Consider the following 14,353-nt stretch of genomic DNA (forward strand, 5'->3'; position numbering starts at 1 on the left):
ATGTTTTGGTCAGACATTGTGGGGTTTATAACGCATGTCTTAAGTCGACACCGGTTTCGTACGATAACGTTATGGCTTGCCATTGCCATTGGTGTTGTTGCAGTTAACTTGTTAACAGCATTGGGCGAAGGGGCCAAATCATTTGTCCTTAAAGAGTTTAATGTACTCGGCCGTAATACGTTAATTGTTTTACCTGGGAAAAAAGAAACCACCGGTGGTATGCCGCCTCTGACAGGTGAATCACCAAGACCGTTGACATTGAAAGATGCCATATCAGTCTCTCGGCTATCAGGTGTAAAAGCAGTGGCGCCCATAGTGGTCGGTAATATTGAAGCCTCGTATGACGGTAAAATTCGTGAAGTATTAACGATTGGCACGAGCCGAGATTTTTTCCTTATTCGTCAATTAAAGGTATCTCAAGGTCAAATGCTACCGACTTTAGACCTCGATAAAGGCGAAGCAGTGTGCGTTATCGGCAATAAATTACGACAAGAGCTATTTCAAAATAAGCCGGCGCTTGGCGAACGGATACGGCTGGCAGACAGTCGATTTCGAGTAATAGGGGTATTAAACCAAGGCGGTACTAGTTTTGGTTTTGATATGGATGATGTGATTATTATTCCGGTCGCAAATGCACAGTCTGTGTTTAATGTAGAAGGGCTGTTTCGTTTATTTGCAGAGGTGCGGGTTTATCAACAGCTCGATAATATAAAGCAAGCCATTATAGAGCTGTTAAAAGAGCGACATGAAGGTGAAGAAGACGTTACGGTGATTTCTCAAGATGCTATGTTGACCTCGGTTCAAGAAATATTGGATATATTAACAATAGCGGTGGCAGGCATTGCCTCTATCAGCATGTTAGTCGCCGGTATTTTGATTATGAATATGATGATGATAACGGTTTCTCAGCGGGTTAAGGAAATTGGCTTACTCAAAGCATTGGGGGCAACCTCATCAACAGTACGGGTGTTGTTTTTATCTGAGGCTGGGCTGATAGCAGCAGTGGCCTCTATGTCGGGTTTAGCGTTGAGTCAGCTGATTGTTTTACTGGCGAATATATATTTTATAGAGCTCCAATTTCACTCACCTTGGTGGGCGCAAGTGGGTTCTATATTATTGGCGATATTACTGGCGCTTATATTTGCATGGTTGCCAGCTCAGCGAGCATCAATGCTTTCGCCCGTTGAAGCGCTGCAAGGTAAGCAGCAAAAGGAAGTGTCTTGAATTGGGTCGATAGTGGACGCTGGATCTTTAGCTCGGTATTGAGCTATCGGTCGAGAAGTTTATTAACGGCTTTAGGAATGGCCGTTGGCATTGTCTCGGTGACCTTGTTAACGGCTATCGGCGAAGGGGTTCAACAGTATGTATTAGACAGTTTTTCACAGTTTGGCGCTCGAATTATTGCCATTAACCCTGGTTTAAAAGAAACGCATGGCGCTGGTGGCCTGCTGTCTTCAGTGCGACCGTTAACATTGCGAGATGCACAAGCGCTAAAGCAGTTAACGGGTGTTGAAAAGGTGGTGCCTGTGGTTCAAGGCTCGGGCGTTGTAGAGTTTAATAATCTGCAGCGCAGTGGGGTTATTTTGGGTGTCGGGCCGGATATGAGTGATGCCTGGGACTTTAAAGTGGCTCAAGGGAATTTTTTCTCCGGTAATTTGGAAGATGCGCGCTCGACAGCGGTATTGGGTTACACCATGAAAAAAGAATTGTTTGGTGACTCAAACCCACTCGGCCAGCATATTCGTGTGGGTGGTCAGCGGTTTCGGGTCATTGGCACTATTGAAAAAAAAGGCCAGATGCTTGGGGTCGATATGGACGATACGATCTATATTCCAGCGCAAAATGGTTTGCAGATGTTTAACAGAGAGTCGTTGATGGAAATTAATGTAGTGTTTTCAGCAAATGTAACATTAAAGCGCATTGAAACGCGTATTAAGGATCTTATGATTAAGCGTCACGGGCGAGAAGATGTCACGCTAACCACACAAAATGATATGTTGGAGTCAATGGGCAAAATACTCTCTATTTTAAAATTATCGGTGGGTGGGCTAGGCGCTATTTCATTGCTCGTTGGTGCAGTTGGTATTTTGGCGATTATGACAACAACGGTAAGAGAAAGAACAGCCGAAGTGGGGTTGCTCCGAGCGCTTGGTGCGGATAAAAAAACGATATTAATATTATTCTTGGGTGAGGCTGCCGTGTTAGCGTTAATGGGCGGCCTGTTAGGCTTAGTATTGCTGTTTATGCTAACCGGCTTGTTACAGCTTTTTTTACCGGGCTTACCGATAACGTTTAATCTACTTTTTTTAGGGCTGGCATTAGTGATGTCAGCAGTAATTGGCCTAATAGCCGGTGTTGTCCCAGCTGGGCAAGCGGCAAACTTAAACCCGATTAACGCACTTCATGAAGAGTAATTAATGCGCAGGCTGATGTGTCTTTAAGCGCTGAGTGAAGAGAATAATACTGATCGTTAATAGTATGTAAAAAGGATACAGGTTTTGCCAATGGTGATGATTGCCGATTAAAAACCCGGCCAGTGGAGGGCCAAATAATATCCCTGGGCCTTGGCCAGTAATAACAATGCCTATAACACGGCCTGTATCAATCGGCTTATCGGCTAAACGAGGGCTTTGGGCAAAAATAGCAGTGGGTATCATGCCTAAGAAAAACCCCAGTAAAGCCAATAGTATTAAACCCAATTGGTCTGGATAGCTTGTGTGTAGCAGTAGAGTGATTACGATAGTGAGCGCGACGGCGGGGAACGTCAGCATTTTAAACCAAGGGATGCCCCGATGAATGAGAAAGCCGCTGACTAAATTTCCAGGGATAATAAAAGCGGGCAAAATAGTCGTAATAAAAAGTGCGTTGCTCAAGCTAACTTGATAGGTTTCAATGAGGTATGTGGGAAGATAGGTGAGCATGCTAAAGAAGGTGCCAGTGAAACAGGTAAAAATGAGCCCCATAATAATAGCCTTATAGACAACGGACCGAGAGAGTTTCTTATGAACGGTGTCAGAGGCGGTACGTGTTGGGTCAACAAGTTTTATTGATAGTATAAGTAAGGGTAGGGCAAGAAAAAACGCCGTGCCCCACAGCCAACGCCAGTTAAAAAACTCTAAAATCACAGGGGCTAATAAAAAGGTTAGCACACTTCCCGCGGGCATCCAAAGTGCCCAAACACCCATTGTTAAGCCCATATCGGAAGGTTTCGATAAATGTGAAATTAAAGTTGGTGCAGCAACAGACACAAAGATAACTGCGATGCCTTCAATGATACGGCTTAATATTAATTCGTTAGCAGAATTGATAATGATGCTAAAGCCGGCGGTAATAATAATCAGGCTTAATGCGATTTGTAACACTTTTTTGGGGCCGTACCGATGCGATAAGGCGCCAACAAATATGCCCAGTAGGACACTGGCTAAGGCAGCCGAAGACATAATCCAACCAATTTGGATAACACTCAACGGTAACTCTTTTTTTATCTCTAATAAAGCAGGGCTAGCTTTGGTAACAGTAATGGCCGACGCTATACCGGTTAGGAAGCTTAAGCAAACACCACTCCATTGGGTTTTCATAACTGTGTTCATATTAATTGTGTTAAATAATCTGAAAGGCTAGGGGCTATTAAAAGGTAAGCCGCTGTGCCTAAGGTTAATGCGGTACAAAAAAGTGCAGAATCCAGTTTAAATCGATCAGCTAAAGCAATACCAACGATAACGGGGGGGGCAGCGGCTGTAATGCTGGTGATAATTAACACCTCACCGCTTAAGCCAACAGGAACCCCACTACTAAACGCGATGGCTGGGCTAACAATCAGCTTAATGAACATAGCTGGTATTGTCAAAAGAACATATTTAAAGCTGCTTATTTTAAAGTTTACGCCCACCATTAAAAGTAACATAGGCACAGTTGCCAGCCCCATCATTTTAAATGCCTGAATAATGCTTTCGTGCGGGATCCATTGAAAATACCGAAGGGTTAACGCTATAACGATTGCCCAAACGGGCGGCATCAGCAGTAATTCACGACCTAAATGACCACCGGCAATGCGCGTTCCAAAGTGCGCTGCAACCAGCACGGCAATTATCCAAACAAAAGGGACGGTGGCGAGCAGGTCATAAATTAATGGAATGCTGGCCATTTCAGCACCAAATAAGGCCTCAACGGCAGGCAAGGAAATCCCCATGCCATTGCCAAAACTAGCCGCTAAAACTAAAGCACCGGCTTGAGGGCGGGAAATATACCCTGCACGAAGCAGTCCAGAAAATAGGATTAGGCTTAGACCCAAGCACAGGCTGATGGTGATAATGCCGGTCATGGGTACCTGATAAAGCTCTTCTTTTAGTGGCGTTGTAAGAATGATATATAAAATCAGGGTAGGTGCTAACAGGTTAACCACCAAGGCACTTAGGGTGCTTCTTAGTTGTTGTGTTGTAACACCGCCGGGTTCAAATTTATGCCAAGCCACGCCGGTGGCGAGGATTAAAACCATGGGTATTAAGCTACTCATTGAGGTTATGCTTTTCCTGCAATTTGAATGGAAGTGGCCGGTGCTTTTTCACCAACGTGCATGGCCATAACTTGATCACGAATAGACATTTCCGAATAGGTCATTCGGTCTCGTTGACGCAAGACCTCAAACCAGGACTCAGACATATACACTTCAGAAAAAAGCTGGTGGTCATTCGCATCATGAAATATTTGCCAGAAATACGCGCCATTCCTTTTGCGAATAACCCGTAATTTTTTCATTAGAGAGAGAAACTCATCTGTTTTGTCCTGAGGAATACAGTATTGAATAGATACCAAAACGGGGCCTCTATCACCGGGAACTGAGCCTTCATCAATAGCGATGGGCCATTGAGTTGTGGGAGAGGGGTCTAAACTATCATTTGCGATGGCAAAACGGCGGCTTAACAATAAAGTGAGCAGTAGCCCAGTGGAGGCGATGAATATTGAAATGCTAGAGCCATAATGGTCAGATAAGCTCCCCCATACCAAGCTGCCAAACCCCATGCTGCCGCCAAAGGTAAGCATGACAAGAGAAATGGTGCGTGCACGTACCCAGTTAGGTACGATCATTTGAGCAGATAAAATAAAAGATGAAAAACTAGAAATCCACGCGCAACCCAAAGCAACTAAGGTTAAGCCTAAGGTATACAAATTAGGTTTATAAGCGAGCAGTACCAAGGGTAAAGATAAAATGACGGTGGATAATGAAATAATTTGGTTACGTGTGAGTAAACGATGAAACCGCGGTAATAAGAACGCACCCAAAATTGTTCCCAAGCCCACGACAGCCATTGAAATACCGAAACTTTGAGCGCCCATGTTCATTTCACGAATAACAATAATGGGTAATAAAGCCCAAGAAACACTGGCGAAAAAGAAAAACATCGAACTACGGAATAATACGATACGTAATGAACGGACATTTCGTGTGTAGCGTAAACCAGCTTTAAAAGCACCCATAAATCGTTCAACGGGCAAGGCAGACTGATTATCTGGTTTTTTGGGTTTCCAAATAGCTAAGGCCACAATTAAGCCGGTAAACGAAACTGCGTTAAAGATAAAAACCCCAGTTGGGCCAGATTGAAAAATAATAAAGCCACCAATGGCCGGACCAATGGCGCGGGTAACATTGGTACTTAAGGTGTTTAAAGTAATCGCGTTTGGCAACTGTGCTCTGGGCGCAAAATCGGGCACGCTGGCTGCCCAAGCGGGCCTCATCATCGCATTGCCAGCACCTAAGGCAAAAGTAAATAGCAACAAACTTAAGGGCGTAACGGCATCAAAATAAGTACTGATCGCAAGGCCGCTTGCTGTTAGAAACAGCGCGATATGTAGGCCCAGCAACATTCGACGGTGGTCAATTAAGTCAGCCAACGTGCCGGATGGGTAGGCTAAAAATAAAAATGGTAGGGTGATGGCCGTTTGGATTAAAGCGATATAAAGGTCGGATGTTGGCATGGAAGCCATCAGCCAGGTGGTGCCAATTTCTGTCATCCAGGTGCCAACATTTGAGATGGTCATAGCGATCCACATCATCCTGAAAACAGGCGATTTAAAAGGAGTCGTTAACGAAGATGAGTTCAATGATTAGTTTGAGGCAAGTTTTATTAATAGGCGATTATAACAGGTGTTACTTATCATCTTGTTATTCGGTTATTACCGTTTAACGTTGAAATAAATAAGACGTTCTTTTGCATAAGGCAACTAACATTAACATTAAAGGCACTTCAATTAAAACACCCACAACAGTGGCTAAGGCTGCTCCAGATGAAAGACCAAACAGTATAACTGCGGTAGCAATCGCCACTTCAAAGTGGTTAGAGGCACCAATCAGTGATACCGGTGCCGCATCTTGATAAGAGAGTTTAAACAATCGAGACAAGACAAAATAACCTAATGTAAATATGAATACCGTCTGTACTAATAAGGGGATGGCTATCCATAAAATAGTTAAAGGGTTTGAAACAATAACCTTGCCTTTGAATGAAAACAGCAAAACAAGGGTCATTAACAACGCTAAGATGCTCACCGGTGTCAGCCAATGTAAAAACTTTTCATTAAACCAATCCATGCCCTTATGTTTGATGATTAATTGCCTTGAAAAATAACCACTGATCAATGGCAAGGCGACATAGATAGAAACAGAAAAAAGCATCGTTTCCCAAGGGACTGGCATTGCGTTTACATTCAGTAGTACCGTGCCTAATGGCCCATAAAGGAAAAGCATCATGAGTGAATTGATAGCGACCATCACTAATGTTAAGCCGCCGTTTCCTTTGGCTAAGTGGCTCCACATTAAAACCATGGCAGTACATGGTGCAATCCCCAGTAAAATCGTCCCAGCGATATAACTTCGCCATAACTCCACCTCCTCACCATTTACGAGGACTTCTGTACCCGGTAAAAAATCTCTAAATAAGTAGCCTAAAAAGAAATAGGAAATGGCAAACATCGTGAACGGTTTAATAGCCCAGTTTATAAATAGGGTTAATAAAACGGGTTTTGGTGTTTTTGCAGACTTAAGCACCTGAGCAAAATCTATTTTAACCATGATGGGGTACATCATAAAAAACAAGCACACAGCAATGGGGATGGAGACTTGGTAAATAGAAAAGTCATTAAGTACAGTTGCAACGCCTGGCGCAGCTTTACCTAAGAATATGCCACCGCCAATGCAAAGAGCGACCCAGAGACTTAAATAACGTTCAAAAATGGATAGTTTTTTCTCTGTTACATCAGTCACAGTTATCTCCTGATTCATATCGTGAGTCTAATGGCGAGCTAAATGGTGAGGAGTTCGCACGCCGAGCCTAGCTAACAACCCTTATGGTCATTTATAACTTAACGCCATAATGGTTTAGAGCCACCATCATAAGCCAATAACTGCCAATTGTAAGCGCAATAGAAAGGCTAAGGCTGGTGTAAAAATGTAAGCCATACCTTAACAAAAAGGGGAGGGTTATAAATAAAACAAAAGATGGCAAAATAAGCTAAAAAACACTGCTTGATAATGCGCTGACCTTATCCACATCTTTTGTGTCAATGTATAGCCAAATCATTGCTAGTACCGAAATGAGAGGCATAGATGCCAGTAAAGCGCCCATTAAAGAGCTTCGCTTTGCTAGCTCTGAGACAGCTACAATAAGAACTGTTGTGATAACAATTTTTGTTATGTAGTAGATCACTTAAGGTACCTTTATTTTGCCTTTATAACACTTGATTGAATCGATGGTTAAGCATTGTATCAGCTCAATTTACTTGTAATAACATATAACTAACGGCGATATAACGCAGGAGTTTACCTGCCGTAACCAATATAAGAAACCAGAGTAAGTGAACCCTTAAAACACCGGCAATAACGGTTAACGGGTCGCCAATGATTGGAACCCAGGCAAAACATAAGGAAAACAAACCGTATTTAGTAAAACGCTGTTCTGCTCGAATAAAATCAGCTTCCGACATTCGTAACCATTTTTTTATTACAAGCAAGCTAGCCCAGTAGCCTAGGGCATAGTTTGTCAGTGATCCGAGCACATTGCCTATTGTCGCAGTGATAACTAGCGTAGTGGGTGATAAACCGCTTAGTAATAAAGCATTTAAAACAATTTCTGAGCTTAACGGTAAAACTGTGGCGGCTAAAAATGCAGCAATGAAAAGGCCAAGATGTCCGAGTTCTGAAAAATAGTCCATGAGGCTTAACGGTCGAGTTAAGTGACCGCTTTAGTCATGGTAAAGGTTTCTTTGTTAGACATGTTTAACTACCAACATTTCGCTAGCGCCTTTTTGAAACTCATACGGCACGGCACTAAGAGAAACCTCAAAACCAGATTCTTTTAAAGCAGTCATTACTGGTTTTAAATGTGGTGAAACTTGATTATCGCCTAATGAAAGTAATGGATAAACCCGAACCTCGGTGGCTATACGACAAAGCTCTTTCATCGATAGAAGGTGCTGCGCTCGATCGACATGCCCACTGTATAAAAATAAATAATGCGAACATAAGGCCAGCTCAAACGCATGATCTTTAAAAGGCAACATGGGTAGTGCAGAATTTACATAACGGCCGGATTTTTTACCGTGCTCATAGTCGTTTAAGAATATTTGCATGGCACCCATTCTAGTTTTACCCATGGCTTCAACGTTTGCGATGTCTTTCCACACATAATCAATTGTATTGTTGGCAACCTGCTCCATAACCTGCGGGTAAACCGTATTAATTCTTGAGCGTATTTCCTCGGCAGTAAATTGATAGATAGGGTCTATAGACACAACCTGATCATTGGTGCGTGATAATTCGGCATTAAAGCTGGCTGGGCCATCTCCACAGCCAACAATGCTTTTTTTAAGATCAGATTCTGATAACGAAAACATGCCCCTGTATTCGCTTAACGACCTTCCCCATGGGATGACTTCAGAAAGCTGCATTATGATTCCTTTTTTGTATCGAATTTATTTTCGCAGGGTTTGCGTGTAGCAAGAAATAGACAGGTGGTTATTAATATTAATGGTGTTGTTTAGAATATAAACGATAAACCAAAGAAATTAACAGGCAGATACTCGCTGGAAACAATAATGCCATGAAATGGTATTTTAAGAATAGTAATGAGCCTAAGGTACCACCCAATATAAAGCCAATAATGATCGTTAAAAAAAGTTTTGCTTTACGTTTATCCAGTTCGTTACCTTTAACAAGCTCTCCAAGCATGATGCCTAAATCGGTGAAAATTCCTGTTAGGTGGGTGGTTCTAATGATCGCTCCACTATAGGTTGTTGCCAATGCATTTTGTAAACCGCAAGCCATCGAAGCAAAAAAATGGCCATAAAATGAGCCTTTAGTTAGCAGCAATAGGGTTACTAGTAACAAGGCAGACTCTAAAAATAATGCAGTATCGTAATGCTTTCCAAGCTTTAGCGTTGAACCATGTAATAAAAATCCAGCTATCGACGAGCCAAATAGAAATGACAATAAAATACCCAGTAAATGAAGGGTATGTTGAAAGGGCAATGTTAAAAAGCCGGTACCTAATAAGGTAGCGGTGCCTGACAAGTGCGAGACTGATTGATGCTCAAAACTAAGTAATCCGACTGCATTAACAAAGCCTGCTACTAGTGCCAGAATGAAGGCACCAACTTCAACCCATTTTGGTAACGTTGAAATCAATCCTCAAAGTCCTGTGTAGTTAGTGGCTCAAACAATGGCATAAGGCGAGCGAAACTGTCATGACATTGTCTGTACCCAATTTGCGACTCCGATGGCCTCCATAATAAACTCAACCGATAAAGCGGCTAATATCATGCCCATGATTCGTGTTAAAAGAGAGGCGCCGCCGTGGCCAATTATTCTGATGATCCTGCCTGAAAAAAGAAGTAGAAGCAGCGTAATCACCAAAACAACAAGCACCGTTGCTGTAGTCATCATCTGTTCTTGAACGGTGTATATATTATTGTCAGTTATTAGGATAACCGCCAGAATTGCCCCAGGTGAGGCGGTGGTAGGAATCGCCAGCGGAAACACAGATATGTCGTGCATAGGCTCACCTGTTTTTTCGGGCGTGTTATTTGAAAAAACCATCTGTAAACCAAATAAAAATAGAATGACCCCGCCAGAAACCTGAAATGAAATAAGGCTAATTCCCATTGCGCTAAGTAAGACTTGGCCGACCAAAATGGCGCCGACTAAAATTAGCACGGTATAGACAATGGTTTTGTAGGCCGTTTTTATCCGTTCCTTGCTAGAAAGCTTTGCGGTTAGTGCAGCAAAAAGCGCCATTGTGCCTATAGGGTCGATTGTCGCCCAAATAATTAAAAAGTCGTGCAGTAATTTATCTATCATTTGTACTCGGTTTAATTGTCATCATATTTTAAATAGCTGTCGTATCTTTTTGCTTGAGTCGATGTGCTTGAAAGCAATGAATTTAACATGGAAGCGCTAGGCGTACTAAATGCAATTTTAGTGGAAATCAAACGGCATAGTGGTGCGGTTAAGTTAAAGCATACAATGGTTAAGCATGGTTTGTGTGTAAATAGTTAAGCATACGGCCCATTAAGTGGTTGATTGAAAGAAACCGTTCTTCAGGTGCGGATAAAATTGTATCCTCCGTTTGAATGTATTTAGCTTCTACAAGCTCATCACCACAGTTATCGACAAGAGCTTGTGCAGATTGAAGCGTAGTTTCTAGGTGAAATTGCAAACCGATGGTCTTAGTGCCAATTTGAAAAGCTTGGTTTTCGCAAGCTTCACTTTTTGCAATGTGAATGGCAGCTTTAGGTAGCGTAAAGGTTTCGCCATGCCAGTGGAATGCATTAATGTCATCGGGAAATTGGAAAACGGTGCTTAGCTTTGGTTGTATGGCCTTTACTGGAAACCACCCAATTTCTTTTTCTGGCTGTGGATAAACTTTGGCGCCCATGGCGCTGGCAATAAGTTGTGCGCCTAAACAGATACCAAGAACAGGAAGGTCTGATTTAACGGCTTTTTGTATAAATTGTTGTTCCGCTTCTAACCAAGGGTATTGTTGATAGTCGTTTACACTCATTGGCCCGCCCATCACAATAAGAAAGTCAATATCTGTTAAGTCGGGTAATGCCTCAGAATTATAAAGCTGTGTGCTGGATATGTTGTAACCCGCCTGTTGAAGCCAAGGCGCAATACTGCCCAAACCCTCAAATGGAACGTGCTGTAAGTAATGTGCTCGCATGGTGTTGCTTACCTTTTTATGCCAACGTCTTTAAATAAGGGTGAAAAAAAACACGGCGAAGGGGCGTTTAGCTTATCCATCTGCATGAACAGGTGATGTTCCATTATTTTTGCGAGTTAAGTGTAAGAAAACACCCAGTGAAGCGAGTAATAAAGCGGTGCTTGTAATAATCGCTACGGGGTAATATAAATTACCAGCCAGCTCTAATTGGCTATATTTAATCACCATAATCAACGCCTCTAAAGACAGTGCAATACAAACCGTTCCAATAAATCTTGGAATGGTTCTACGTAAACTTTCAACAGCATCTTCATGTTCTTCTTCGCCGGAATACTCTTTATTAATGACCAAGGCGAGTTCAAAAACAGCTAAAGCGATAATCCCTGTATTAACTCCGCTCAAAAATATTTGCATAATATCTTTGCCTGCAAGAATGCCTTGAATAATTGTTTGCGCGAGCGAAAAAATGATAGCTAAAGCCATCCCAAAAAATATAAAAGTAAAGAGTTTTGCAACAAGAAAACGCATGATATGGCTGATGTCTTTTTTCATTTAAAACTTCCTATGACATTTAACGACCGCGCTTAGTGACTGTGCTATGTTGCTTGGTCAGATTAATTTATTGGTGAGTTGGCCCCCATTTATACCGCAGTGTAGTTACTATTTAAATATTGTTAGCATTTTAATAATGCTTATATTGCTTTAAATCGAATGGTCAGATTGTGCAAAAAGGCTCCGTTTAGATAAACACAGCAAGGTGCGATTTTTACAGAGTAACTTCATGGTTTATGTCGTTATCATTAAGCCTAACATACCAAACATAAAGCCCAAAACGGCTCCCATGGGTGGTGCCCAATGTTTTTCTAAAGTCACTTGTGGCGCCAAGTCTTGAAATATTGAATAAAGAATGCCCCCAGAAGCAAAAAGCATAATACCAGCGATAATAATTATTTCGTCAGACAACCAAAGATAACCGCTCACTCCAGCAATCGGGCCAAGCAAGGCCATCACAGCAAAGGTAATGATAATTTTATAAGGCTTATAAATAGCTGTGGCGTTTAATTCGCGATAGGCATTAAAGCCTTCTGGCATATTTTGTAAAGCGATTAAGCCAGCCAGTAACAGGGCGTTGCTACTGCCCGTTGCAAAGGCTGCTCCTAACGCTATGGATTCAGGAATAAAATCAGACAGCATAGCGGCTAATTGACTTGCTGAAGTGTTGGTTTTTTTAAGATAAATATCAAGAAATAAAAAACTGAACCCGCCCATTAGCAAGCAAAGGCAGGCAGACAAAGGGGGCAGTACCTCTATACTTTCGGGGACTAAAACAAAAGCAACTGCGGATAATAATGCGCCTGCTCCAAAAGCGATCACACTGTGCCTGAGCTCTTCTTCTAACCATTTGTTTGCAATTTTTTCAAAGCAGGCAATAGCAGCGCCTAAGGCCATCGCTAGCCCAGCGAATAAAGTTGAGGTAATAACAGTCAGTAAAGAATCCATTCACCAAAAGAGCGAATCTTTATTGCACTGTTTTCTAAACAGCTGATTATGGACGTGCAATGTGCTTAAAAGAAACTTGGTTTCTACCATTGTTCTTTGCAGAGTAAAGAAGTTCATCCGCTTCTTTAATGAGATCGTTCTCGTTATTTTCCTTGTTTGGGTGCATTGTTGATAATCCTATGCTGGCAGTTAAGATAGGAAGCGTTGGTGCTTTTTTATTAGGAATATTTAAAGAAAGAATCTCATCAAGTAATTTACTAAGCAAAACCTGTGCTTTATCTAAACTAGTGTTTCCATACACTATCGCAAACTCTTCACCACCATACCGAGCACATAGATCACTTGGCCTTGTGGCAAAGCTTTTTAGGACTTGGCCGATTGATTTTAAACAGCTATCGCCGGCCTGATGTCCGTAAGTGTCATTTAGTAATTTAAAATGGTCAAGATCAACGATGGCCAGTGAGATGGGCATCCCGAGGCGGCGGCATCGCTTCCATTCACTATCTAGAAATTCATTAAAGTATCGGCGGTTTGGAATATCCGTTAAGCCATCAATACGCGATAAATTGAGAACTTCTTCTTCGGCCAGTTTTCGTTCGGTAATATTTTGGTGTGAAATGACAAAACATTGATCACCCTCTACAGTGAAGGGGGTCACGCGCATCATAAACCAGCGTTCTTCATTAGGGCTATGGCATGGGTATTCAAAGTAAAACTCTTTTTTTATCGGCTGCTATAACCGATCTAATTCCGCTGGCAGCTTTGACGCCAAAGCCATCGCCCATAGCCGCTGCTTTATCACATTCGCTTAAATAATTAACGCCGTTCCATTTTTCGTCTATCAAGCAGGCATTGTTTTGCCCAAACGCGCTCCAACTTTCATTGACAAATAAGATGTTACCTTGGATATCGATCACAACAATGTGTTCTGTAATGGTATCGAGAACAGATTTTAGGAAATCATAGGATTCAATCATCTGTTACCCCTATTTTTTTATAAGATGAAAACCAAATAAGGCATGTCATGTAGCTGCCTTGTTATGCTTTTTTGTTGCTATGTTTCCCGAAATAGTGCCCAGGTAGCGCACCAACGAGTGTCCCTGAAAAAATGAGGCTTATAATGATGGCAAAACCTTTGCGTGATTGCATGATCATGCCTCTAAGTAGTGTGCGTAGTTATGTAGGTGATACTCTTCATTATTCATGTTCGATCATTCCTTAATCAACACGCTGTTTAAATTAACAGACGGCGCATTTTTGCGCCGTCCAAGTTAAATCATCCAGTTAGGCGTTGCCTATTTATGTGCGATGGGTTTGTCGGTAAATAAGTAATCTTTTAGTTCTTTATCCATTCTTGGGTCTTTTCTTCTAATCCATTCAAGAACCATGGCAGCATGCTCTTTCTCTTCATCTCGGTTGTGAGCAAGAATGGCTTTTAACTCTTCATCTTTGCATGCATCAACTCGTTGGTTATACCAATCTACCGCCTCAAGTTCTTCCATAAGGGAGGTGATGGCTCTATGCATATCTCTTGTTTCATCTGTAATTTCACTAATAGGTTCGTGATAGCCTTCATTTGACATATTTTTAATCCTTTTTTATTTCCTTAGTTTATACGGCTCCCCGTTAAGGGGTTTAAC

At 42.0% G+C, this 14,353-nt stretch carries 17 protein-coding genes; 2 read left to right on the top strand and 15 right to left on the bottom strand.

Going from position 1 to position 14,353, the window contains the following annotated elements:
* Together Q91_RS00560 and Q91_RS00565 are read left to right on the top strand one after the other, a co-directional pair.
* Window positions 1-1,224 (top strand): ABC transporter permease, encoded by a 1,224-nt coding sequence (locus tag Q91_RS00560; protein WP_015004923.1) that lies wholly within the window; start codon window positions 1-3, stop codon window positions 1,222-1,224.
* Complete coding sequence (locus Q91_RS00565; protein ID WP_041230468.1) at window positions 1,221-2,414, top strand: ABC transporter permease; 1,194 nt, start codon at window positions 1,221-1,223, stop codon at window positions 2,412-2,414. The genes Q91_RS00560 and Q91_RS00565 overlap by 4 nt, the downstream gene beginning before the upstream one ends.
* Here the strand turns inward: Q91_RS00565 and Q91_RS00570 are convergent, their stop codons facing one another.
* The 15 genes from Q91_RS00570 to Q91_RS00635 form a co-directional block, all read right to left on the bottom strand.
* On the bottom strand, window positions 2,415-3,590 hold the full coding sequence (locus Q91_RS00570) for an MFS transporter (RefSeq protein ID WP_041230469.1): 1,176 nt from the start codon (window positions 3,588-3,590) through the stop codon (window positions 2,415-2,417).
* The gene (locus Q91_RS00575; protein WP_016390320.1) at window positions 3,587-4,513 is read right to left on the bottom strand and encodes an AEC family transporter; all 927 of its coding nucleotides are present in this window, start codon (window positions 4,511-4,513) and stop codon (window positions 3,587-3,589) included. Before Q91_RS00575 ends, Q91_RS00570 begins: the two co-directional genes overlap by 4 nt.
* Window positions 4,514-4,518: 5 nt before the next feature.
* Entirely contained in the window at window positions 4,519-6,036 is a 1,518-nt protein-coding gene (locus Q91_RS00580; protein ID WP_041230470.1) for an MFS transporter, read from the bottom strand.
* A 142-nt stretch (window positions 6,037-6,178) separates the two neighbouring features.
* Window positions 6,179-7,258, bottom strand: a complete 1,080-nt coding sequence (arsB, locus tag Q91_RS00585; protein ID WP_015004928.1) for an ACR3 family arsenite efflux transporter — start codon at window positions 7,256-7,258, stop codon at window positions 6,179-6,181.
* Window positions 7,259-7,505: 247 nt separating this feature from the next.
* The gene (locus Q91_RS11700) at window positions 7,506-7,700 is read right to left on the bottom strand and encodes a DUF3147 family protein (RefSeq protein WP_020931813.1); all 195 of its coding nucleotides are present in this window, start codon (window positions 7,698-7,700) and stop codon (window positions 7,506-7,508) included.
* Between the two features lie 64 nt (window positions 7,701-7,764).
* Window positions 7,765-8,205, bottom strand: coding sequence for a YqaA family protein (locus tag Q91_RS00595; protein ID WP_015004930.1), 441 nt, complete (start codon window positions 8,203-8,205; stop codon window positions 7,765-7,767).
* Between the two features lie 54 nt (window positions 8,206-8,259).
* Window positions 8,260-8,940: a hypothetical protein gene (locus tag Q91_RS00600; protein ID WP_015004931.1), complete on the bottom strand. Its 681-nt coding sequence runs from the start codon at window positions 8,938-8,940 to the stop codon at window positions 8,260-8,262.
* Window positions 8,941-9,016: 76 nt separating this feature from the next.
* Complete coding sequence (locus tag Q91_RS00605; RefSeq protein WP_015004932.1) at window positions 9,017-9,676, bottom strand: YoaK family protein; 660 nt, start codon at window positions 9,674-9,676, stop codon at window positions 9,017-9,019.
* Window positions 9,677-9,733: 57 nt separating this feature from the next.
* A complete protein-coding gene (locus Q91_RS00610; protein WP_015004933.1) occupies window positions 9,734-10,348 on the bottom strand; it encodes a MarC family protein in 615 nt (204 codons plus the stop codon).
* A gap of 169 nt (window positions 10,349-10,517) precedes the next feature.
* Window positions 10,518-11,213: a type 1 glutamine amidotransferase gene (locus tag Q91_RS00615; RefSeq protein WP_015004934.1), complete on the bottom strand. Its 696-nt coding sequence runs from the start codon at window positions 11,211-11,213 to the stop codon at window positions 10,518-10,520.
* 72 nt (window positions 11,214-11,285) lie between these two features.
* A complete protein-coding gene (locus Q91_RS00620) occupies window positions 11,286-11,765 on the bottom strand; it encodes a hypothetical protein (RefSeq protein ID WP_015004935.1) in 480 nt (159 codons plus the stop codon).
* A 234-nt stretch (window positions 11,766-11,999) separates the two neighbouring features.
* Entirely contained in the window at window positions 12,000-12,713 is a 714-nt protein-coding gene (locus Q91_RS00625; RefSeq protein ID WP_015004936.1) for a ZIP family metal transporter, read from the bottom strand.
* 46 nt (window positions 12,714-12,759) lie between these two features.
* Complete coding sequence (locus tag Q91_RS00630; protein WP_238538339.1) at window positions 12,760-13,380, bottom strand: GGDEF domain-containing protein; 621 nt, start codon at window positions 13,378-13,380, stop codon at window positions 12,760-12,762.
* A 37-nt stretch (window positions 13,381-13,417) separates the two neighbouring features.
* Entirely contained in the window at window positions 13,418-13,690 is a 273-nt protein-coding gene (locus Q91_RS11705; RefSeq protein WP_238538340.1) for a PAS domain-containing protein, read from the bottom strand.
* 318 nt (window positions 13,691-14,008) lie between these two features.
* The gene (locus Q91_RS00635) at window positions 14,009-14,296 is read right to left on the bottom strand and encodes an encapsulin-associated ferritin-like protein (RefSeq protein ID WP_015004937.1); all 288 of its coding nucleotides are present in this window, start codon (window positions 14,294-14,296) and stop codon (window positions 14,009-14,011) included.
* Window positions 14,297-14,353 lie beyond the last annotated feature (57 nt).

The sequence above is a fragment of the Cycloclasticus sp. P1 genome, from assembly GCF_000299965.1.
Lineage (GTDB): Bacteria > Pseudomonadota > Gammaproteobacteria > Methylococcales > Cycloclasticaceae > Cycloclasticus > Cycloclasticus pugetii.

Coding starts and splice junctions, on each gene's coding strand:
- Q91_RS00575 (WP_016390320.1), bottom strand. CDS start 4,513: ATGAGTAGCTTAATACCCATGGTTTTAATCCTCGCCACCGGCGTGGCT.
- Q91_RS00615 (WP_015004934.1), bottom strand. CDS start 11,213: ATGCGAGCACATTACTTACAGCACGTTCCATTTGAGGGTTTGGGCAGT.
- Q91_RS11705 (WP_238538340.1), bottom strand. CDS start 13,690: ATGATTGAATCCTATGATTTCCTAAAATCTGTTCTCGATACCATTACA.
- Q91_RS00560 (WP_015004923.1), top strand. CDS start 1: ATGTTTTGGTCAGACATTGTGGGGTTTATAACGCATGTCTTAAGTCGA.
- Q91_RS00600 (WP_015004931.1), bottom strand. CDS start 8,940: ATGCAGCTTTCTGAAGTCATCCCATGGGGAAGGTCGTTAAGCGAATAC.
- Q91_RS00570 (WP_041230469.1), bottom strand. CDS start 3,590: ATGAACACAGTTATGAAAACCCAATGGAGTGGTGTTTGCTTAAGCTTC.
- Q91_RS00635 (WP_015004937.1), bottom strand. CDS start 14,296: ATGTCAAATGAAGGCTATCACGAACCTATTAGTGAAATTACAGATGAA.
- Q91_RS00595 (WP_015004930.1), bottom strand. CDS start 8,205: ATGGACTATTTTTCAGAACTCGGACATCTTGGCCTTTTCATTGCTGCA.
- Q91_RS00630 (WP_238538339.1), bottom strand. CDS start 13,380: ATGATGCGCGTGACCCCCTTCACTGTAGAGGGTGATCAATGTTTTGTC.
- Q91_RS00580 (WP_041230470.1), bottom strand. CDS start 6,036: ATGACCATCTCAAATGTTGGCACCTGGATGACAGAAATTGGCACCACC.
- Q91_RS00625 (WP_015004936.1), bottom strand. CDS start 12,713: ATGGATTCTTTACTGACTGTTATTACCTCAACTTTATTCGCTGGGCTA.
- Q91_RS00620 (WP_015004935.1), bottom strand. CDS start 11,765: ATGAAAAAAGACATCAGCCATATCATGCGTTTTCTTGTTGCAAAACTC.
- Q91_RS00610 (WP_015004933.1), bottom strand. CDS start 10,348: ATGATAGATAAATTACTGCACGACTTTTTAATTATTTGGGCGACAATC.